The sequence below is a fragment of the Streptomyces lycii genome (assembly GCF_009735685.1).
GTDB classification, from domain to species: domain Bacteria; phylum Actinomycetota; class Actinomycetes; order Streptomycetales; family Streptomycetaceae; genus Streptomyces; species Streptomyces lycii.
Genome location: NZ_WHPN01000379.1, coordinates 1 through 7,846 on the forward strand (window position 1 = coordinate 1; position 7,846 = coordinate 7,846).

Genomic DNA, 7,846 nt, shown 5'->3' on the forward strand with positions numbered 1-7,846 from the left:
CACCGCGGCCAGGGGGACGGACGGGGCCGCGGACAGGGGCCGGACAGGGAGGCGGGCTTCGGGCGACCGGCCGGGGCGTCGTATCCCGCCCCGGCCGGTCCACGGCACCCGCACGGCCGTACGCTTCTCAGAGTGTCGCGTTCGTATATCGGCGCCACGACAGGCAAGTTGCCTGCGTGTAACGGCGCTTGACGGCGGTTCGCCCGGATAACTCCCGGGCCCGCACGGGCTGTCAAGCACACCGCGACCTCGAAATGCGAAATCTTCGTTCAAGATGCCCGGAACCGGTGCGTCACCCCTCGTCACCCTCTTGACTCCGCCATAACCTCGTTGTCAAAGTCCGCTCAACCCACGGCACTTCGGTGTGCCGGGGGCACGCGTTCCACGAGGACCGAGAGTGCGGGGGGGCCACACGTGAAGAGTCCATCCGGGGCTGCCGCGCCAGGGGCCGGGGCCCCCGCGCCCGCGGGCGGCCCGGGGGACGGCGGGCCGGAGGTACCCGCAGGGCCGGAGCGGCTCGCGGGGCGCTCCCCGGGCCGGCTGATGTGGCGGCGCTTCCGGCGCGACCGGACCGGGGTGATCTCGGCGTACGTCGTGCTGTTCTTCTTCGCGGCCGGGCTGCTCGCGCCGGTCGTCTCCCGGCTGTACGGCAAGGACCCGTACACCCGTTACGGGCAGGAGCGGGAAGGGCTGCTCAACGACTTCGGGTATCCGGTCCTGCCGAACGGCGGCATCTCCGGCGAGTTCTGGTTCGGCATCGAGCCGATCCTGGGCCGGGACGTCTTCACCCAGCTGCTCTACGGCATCCGCACCTCGCTGCTGGTGGCCGTCGCCGTGACGCTGCTGGCCACGCTCACGGCGATCGTGCTCGGCGTGGCGGCCGGCTATCTGGGCGGGCGTACGGACTTTCTCGTCGGGCGCTTCATCGACCTGCTGATGGCCTTCCCGAACCAGCTGTTCTTCGTGGCCTTCATGCCGATCGTGGTCGCGCTGTTCGTCGCCGACACCGACGAGACACCGACCTGGGTGCGGGCCGTCGCGATGATCCTGGTGCTGTGGTTCCTGGGCTGGATGAGCCTGGCCAGAATCCTGCGGGGCACCGTGCTCTCGCTGCGGACGCGGGAGTACGTGGAGGCGGCGCGGGTCAGCGGCGCCTCGCCCTGGCGGATCATCCGCAAGGAGCTGCTGCCGAACGTGGTGACGCCGATCCTGGTGCAGAGCACGCTCATGCTGCCGAACTTCGTGACCGCGGCGGCCGGGCTGTCCTTCCTCGGTGTCGGGTTCATCGAGCCCACGCCGGACTGGGGCCGGATGTTCGCCACCGGCGCGAAGGTCTTCGAGAACGACTTCACCTACATGTTCTTCCCCGGCGGCGCCATGGTGATCTTCATCGTGGCGTTCAACCTGCTCGGGGACTCGGTCCGGGACGCCTTCGACCCCAAGACCGGACGATGAGCGCGATCCGCGCGCAGCGACAAGCTCGGAGCCGGACAGCGGTTCAGGCCAGAGACGACAGGCAGGTGCAGTGACAGCCATGAACAGGAACCTGGCACGCAGAGGGCGCGCCGCCGCGGTGGCGCTGGCGGCGGGGGCTCTCGTCCTCACCGCCTGCAGTGACGGCGGCGGTGGCGGGGGCGGCGGCGAGAAGGGCGGCACGGAGGAGGCGGAGCAGCAGGGCCTCGTCCAGTTCGCGGGCGCGGAGGAGTCGCAGGGGCCCGCCGAGGATGTCGAGGGCGCGAAGCCCGGCGGCACGATACGGGTCTTCCAGCGCGACAGCTACGCCCATCTGGACCCGGCGCAGATCTATGTGTCGGACGAGGGCAGCCTCGCCTCCCTGATCCACCGCCGGCTGACCACCGTCAAGATGGACAACGACGGCGAGTACTCGGTCGTCGGCGACCTCGCCACCGACAGCGGCGAGCGCTCGGACGACGGCAGGACGTGGACGTACACGCTGAAGGACGGGATCAAGTTCGAGGACGGCTCGCCGATCACCTCGAAGGACATCCGGCACACCTTCGAGCGGCAGTTCGCGGACTTCATCACCGAGGGTCCGAGCTATGTGCAGTCCTGGCTGGCGGGCAAGACGGAGTACCGGGACCTGCTGCCGGGCGGCCCGTACAAGGGCGACCACCTGCCGGACTCGGTGCTGGAGACCCCCGACGACAAGACGGTCGTCTTCCACTTCAAGAAGCCGCAGAACGACCTGCCGTACGCGCTCGGCATGCCCGGTTACGGCGTCGTGCCCGCCGGGAGCAAGGACACCCGGCAGAAGTACGACAAGGACCCGCTGGCCACCGGCCCGTACAAGATCGAGTCCTTCAAGTCCGGCAAGTCGATGACGCTGGTGCGGAACACCGAGTGGGACCCGGAGACGGACCCGGCGCGGCACCAGTACCCGGACAAGTTCGAGATCACCTTCAACCACCAGAACGACGACTCCAGCAAGCGGCTGCTCTCCGACACCGGGGAGAACCAGTTCGCGACGAGCTTCAACAACGCCGTCGACGCGGGCACGATCCCGCAGGTGATGGGGGACGCCGAGGCGGAGAAGCGGACGATCTCCGGCTATCAGACCTATGTCGCGGCGTTCGCGATCAACATGGACCGGATCAAGGACCACGACGTCCGGCTGGCCATCGCGCACGCCCTGCCGATCAAGTCGATCCTGGCCCCGTACGGCGGTGCCGCCGGCGGTGAGCTGGCGGGCGGCCTGATCAGCCCGCTGCTGCCCGGCTACGAGAAGGGCTACGACCCCTTCGGCAAGCTCAAGAAGCCGGGCGGCGACCCGGAGAAGGCGAAGCAGCTGCTGGAGAAGGCCGGCAAGGTCGGCATGAAGCTGTCCTTCCCGTTCCGGAACGCCACCGAGGAGCAGCAGGGCTCGGTCGCCATCGCGGACGCGCTGGAGAAGGCCGGCTTCGACGTGCAGCGCAAGGAGCTGCCCGCCGACACCTACTACGACCTGATCGGCAAGGTCGACAACAAGTACGACCTGTACCGCAGCAACTGGGGCCACGACTGGGTCAGTTCCTCGACGGTGATCCCGCCGCAGTTCGACGGCCGCAGGATCGAGGACGGCGGGAACAACTACTCGCACGTCAAGGACGACAGGATCAACTCCGAGATCGACCGCATCTCCGCGATCGCCGACCCGGAGAAGGCCGCGCCGGAGTGGTTCGAGCTGAACAAGTACATCGTCGAGGAAGTGACCCCGATGGTGCCGGCCTACTACTACAAGCACATGCAGATCAGCGGTTCGAAGATCGGCGGCATGGTCTACAACAACGACCTCAGCGGCATCGACCCGACGAAGCTGTACGTCAAGCAGTAGCGGCCGCACCGGCCGGGGTGCGGCCGTCCGGCGGGACGGCCGCACCCGGGGGTGCCGCCGGCCCCACACCAGCACGCCGGCCGCCGCATCCCGGGCCGGCCCGGACGCATCCGAAAGCTGCCACCGCCATGCTGCGATTCCTGGTCCGCCGGTCGCTCGGCGCCGTCGTGATCCTGCTGATCATCAGCGCCCTGACCTTCTTCCTCTTCTACAGCATCCCGCGCGACCCGGCCCTGCTCGCCTGCGGCAAGAACTGCTCGCCGGAGGCGCTGGAGGTGGTGCGCCGGAACATGGGCATCGACAAGCCCGTGCCGGTCCAGTACTGGGAGTACATGGTCGGCGTCTTCGCCGGCCGGGACTTCGCCGTCGGGCCCTGCCCGGCGCCCTGCCTCGGCTACTCGTTCGTCGACAACACGCCGGTCTGGAAGACCATCCTCGACCGCTTCCCGACGACCGTCTCCCTGGCCGCGGGCGCCGCCGTCGTCTTCCTGACCGTCGGGCTGGGCGCCGGGATGCTGGCCGCCGCCCGCCGCGGCACGCTGGTCGACAAGGTCTTCAGCGCCGGTTCGCTGGTGGTCAGTTCGCTGCAGATCTACTTCATCGGCCCGCTCGCCATCGCGCTGTTCGTCTACCAGCTCGGCTGGCTGTCGCAACCGGAGTACGTCAATCTCACCGAGGACCCGGCGGGCTGGTTCGCGGGACTGCTGCTGCCCTGGTTCGTACTGTCGATGATCTTCACCGCCAACTACACCCGCATGGCCCGCTCGACGATGATCGAGCAGCTCCAGGAGGACCACGTCAGAACGGCGCGGGCCAAGGGCATGTCCCGGCCGTTCGTCTTCTTCCGCTACGCCTGGCGCGGATCGCTGATCCCCATCGTGACCATCTTCGGCGTCGACATGGGCTCGCTGTTCGGCGGCGCGATGATCACCGAGTTCACCTTCACGCTGCCCGGGCTCGGCCGGCTCGCGGTGCAGTCCGTGCTCAACACCGACCTGCCGATGCTGATGGGCGTCATGCTGTTCGCCGCGACGGCGATCATCCTGTGCAACGTCCTCGTGGACGCCGCCTACGCCTTCATCGACCCGCGCGTGCGCCTGTCCTAGGAGAACCGCCAGTGACCACCGTGACCAAGGAAGCGGCCGGGCCCGCGCCCGCCGCCCCCGGCGCCTTCCTCTCCGTGCGCGACCTCTACGTCCGCTTCGGCACCGAGGACGGCGTCGTCAAGGCCGTGGACGGGCTCTCCTTCGACCTGGAGCGCGGCAGCACGCTGGGCATCGTCGGCGAGTCCGGCTCCGGCAAGTCCGTCACCAACCTCGCCGTCCTCGGGCTGCACGACCCGCGGCACACCGAGATCGCCGGGGAGATCCTGCTCGACGGCCAGGAGCTGACCGGCGCCGGGGAACGCACCCTGGAACGGCTGCGCGGCAACAAGATGGCGATGATCTTCCAGGATCCGCTGACCGCGCTTTCGCCGTACTACACCGTCGGCCGGCAGATCGCCGAGCCGTACCGCAAGCACACCGGGGCCTCCCGGCGCGAGGCGCACCGGCGGGCGGTGGAGATGCTGGACAAGGTCGGCATCCCCAACCCCCGGCTGCGCGCCGAGGACTATCCGCACCAGTTCTCCGGCGGCATGCGGCAGCGCGCGATGATCGCAATGGCGCTCGTGTGCAATCCGGACCTGCTGATCGCGGACGAGCCGACCACCGCCCTCGACGTCACCGTGCAGGCCCAGATCCTCGACCTGCTGCGCGACCTCCAGCAGGAGTTCGGCTCCGCCATCGTGCTGATCACGCACGATCTGGGGGTGGTCGCCGAGACGGCGGACGACATCCTGGTGATGTACGCGGGCCGCGCCGTCGAGCGCGGCAGCGTCCGCGAGGTGCTGCGCGAGCCCCGGCACCCGTACACCTGGGGCCTGCTGAACTCCATGCCGAGCCTGACCTCCGACCCGGACGAGGAGCTGACCCCCATCCCCGGCACCCCGCCGAGCCTGCTCGCCCCGCCGCCCGGCTGCCCCTTCCATCCGCGCTGCGCCCACACCGCCGAGGTGGGCGGCAACCGCTGCTCCGGCGAGCGGCCGCTGCTGCCCGAGGGCCGCGGCGCGGCCTGCCATCTGACGCCGGAGCAGAAGCGGCGCCTGCGGACGGGCGGCGCGACCGGGCTGCCGCCGGAGCGGCACCGTACCGAGCAGCCCGGTTCCCGGCCGGCTTGAGGGAGAGAGCGACGATGAAGGACGCCGGCGGCACCAGCCGCACCGCGGACACCCTGCCCGCCCCGCGCGACGGCGGGCACGAGCCCTCCCGCGGCGAGCCGCTGCTCGTGGCCGAGGGACTGACGAAGCACTTCCCGGTCATGGGGGGCTTCCCGTTCAGGCGGCAGGTCGGCGCGGTCCGGGCCGTCGACGGGATCGATCTGTCCGTCGGGGTCGGCGAGAGCTTCGGCCTGGTCGGCGAGTCCGGCTGCGGCAAGTCGACCACCGGACGGCTGCTGACCCGGCTGCTGGAGCCGACCGCGGGCCGGATCACCTACCGCGGGCAGGACATCACCCGTGCCCGGCGCAGGCAGCTCGCGCCGATCCGGCCCGAGATCCAGATGATCTTCCAGGACCCGTACTCCTCGCTGAACCCCCGGCAGACGGTGGGCACCATCGTCGGCGGGCCGATGGAGATCAACGGCATCGACCCGCCCGGCGGCCGGGAGAGGCGGGTCCGGGAGCTGCTGGAAATCGTCGGCCTCAACCCCGAGCACTACAACCGCTTCCCGCACGAGTTCTCCGGCGGCCAGCGGCAGCGCATCGGGGTCGCCCGCGCCCTCGGCCTCCAGCCGAAAATCATCGTCGCGGACGAGCCGGTGTCGGCCCTCGACGTCTCCATCCAGGCGCAGGTCGTCAACCTGCTGCACCGGCTGCGCCGCGAGATGGGCATCGCGTTCCTCTTCATCGCCCACGATCTCGCGGTGGTCCGGCACTTCTCGCAGCGGGTAGCGGTGATGTACCTCGGCAAGATCGTCGAGGTCGGCGACCGCGCGTCGATCTACGAGCGCCCCCGGCACCCGTACACCCACGCACTGCTGTCCGCGGTGCCCCGGGCGGCCCTGTGGGACGACGACGAGGCCGAGGGGGACGGTGACGGGGCGCGGGCCGGGGCTGGCCGGCGGACGGGAACGGCTCCCGGCCGCGGCAGGGAGCGGATCAGGCTCGCCGGTGACGTGCCCTCGCCGGTCGACCCGCCGTCCGGTTGCCGGTTCCGCACCCGCTGCTGGAAGGCGCGGGAGAAGTGCGCGACACAGGAGCCCCCGCTGGTACGGATCGAGGGCAACCACGAGGGCCATCTGACGGCCTGCCACTTCCCCGAGGAGCCGACGACGGCCGCCCGCGGCGCGGACGTGATCCTCGACCCGGCGCTCGCCGCGGCCGAACGGGACCGCGGTCCCTCACCCGCCGCCGAACGCGACCGCGCGCCGGGCGGGGACGGCTGACCGGCCGCCCCGCCCGGGTCCGGGCTGCTCACCGGGCGAGCGTGCCCCCGGCGGGGGTGCTCCCCCGGCGAGCACGCTCCCGGCGGGCGTACCCCGGCCGGGCGTGCCCCCGCCGGGCGTCCGTCCCACCCCCGCGTCCGCCCAGCCGGGGCCGCCCGGTGGGGCCCCGGTGGGGCCGCCCGCCGCGCGTCAGTGCCGCCCGCCGCCGGGCTCCGGTGTCGCCCCGGAGTCGTACGGGGTGCTCGGCCCGCCCTGCCGTACGTGCTGCGGCGCGGGCCGGGCCAGCGGCAGCTCTTCCGCGAAGTGGCAGGCCGAGGGGTGTGCCGAGGCGTCGTCCCGGCCCCGGAAGGCGGCGGGCACGGCCAGCAGCGGCACCTCCAGGGCGCACCGCTCCTCGGCCTTCCAGCAGCGGGTGCGGAAGCGGCAGCCGGACGGCGGATCGGCGGGCGAGGGCACATCGCCGTAGAGCAGGATGCGCTCCCTCCGCTCCCGCGCCCGCGGGTCCGGAACCGGAACGGCGGACAGCAGGGCCTGGGTGTACGGGTGCGTGGGGCGCTCGTAGATCTGCTCGTCGGTGCCGAACTCGGCGAACCGGCCGAGGTACATCACGCCGACCCGGTCGGAGATGTGCCGCACCACCGAGAGGTCGTGCGCGATGAAGACGTAGCTGAGGTCGAACTCGTCCTGGAGCCGCTCCATCAGATTGACGACCTGGGCCTGCACGGACACGTCGAGGGCGGACACCGGTTCGTCCGCGACGATGATCTCCGGGTTGAGCGCGAGGCCGCGCGCGATGCCGATGCGCTGGCGCTGGCCGCCGGAGAACTGGTGCGGATAGCGGTTGATGTACTCCGGGTTCAGCCCGACGACGTCCAGCAGGTCCTGCACCTTGCGGCGCCGGTCGCCCTTGGGAGCGACCTCCGGGTGGATCTCGTACGGCTCGCCGATGATGTCGCCGACCGTCATCCGCGGGTTGAGCGAGGTGTACGGGTCCTGGAACACCATCTGGATGTTCCGCCGCACCGCCTTCAG

Annotated in this window: 6 protein-coding genes; 5 read left to right on the forward strand and 1 reads right to left on the reverse strand. The window is 70.9% G+C overall.

From position 1 onward, the window contains the following. Positions 1–414: 414 nt before the first annotated feature. The 5 genes from GCU69_RS25885 to GCU69_RS25905 all read left to right on the forward strand — a co-directional run bounded on the left by GCU69_RS25885 (position 415) and on the right by GCU69_RS25905 (position 6,814). Positions 415–1,455, forward strand: a complete 1,041-nt coding sequence (locus GCU69_RS25885) for an ABC transporter permease (RefSeq protein ID WP_408055845.1) — start codon at positions 415–417, stop codon at positions 1,453–1,455. Positions 1,456–1,534: 79 nt separating this feature from the next. Further along, on the forward strand, positions 1,535–3,331 hold the full coding sequence (locus GCU69_RS25890) for an ABC transporter substrate-binding protein (RefSeq protein ID WP_098755066.1): 1,797 nt from the start codon (positions 1,535–1,537) through the stop codon (positions 3,329–3,331). Positions 3,332–3,459: 128 nt separating this feature from the next. After that, on the forward strand, positions 3,460–4,437 hold the full coding sequence (locus tag GCU69_RS25895; protein WP_098755065.1) for an ABC transporter permease: 978 nt from the start codon (positions 3,460–3,462) through the stop codon (positions 4,435–4,437). A gap of 11 nt (positions 4,438–4,448) precedes the next feature. After that, a complete protein-coding gene (locus tag GCU69_RS25900) occupies positions 4,449–5,549 on the forward strand; it encodes an ABC transporter ATP-binding protein (protein WP_156207326.1) in 1,101 nt (366 codons plus the stop codon). A 14-nt stretch (positions 5,550–5,563) separates the two neighbouring features. After that, complete coding sequence (locus GCU69_RS25905; RefSeq protein WP_156207327.1) at positions 5,564–6,814, forward strand: ABC transporter ATP-binding protein; 1,251 nt, start codon at positions 5,564–5,566, stop codon at positions 6,812–6,814. Between the two features lie 189 nt (positions 6,815–7,003). Here GCU69_RS25905 and GCU69_RS25910 read toward each other — a convergent pair. Beyond that, a partial coding sequence (locus GCU69_RS25910; RefSeq protein ID WP_156207328.1) for an ABC transporter ATP-binding protein occupies positions 7,004–7,846 on the reverse strand: 843 nt, incomplete at its 5' end.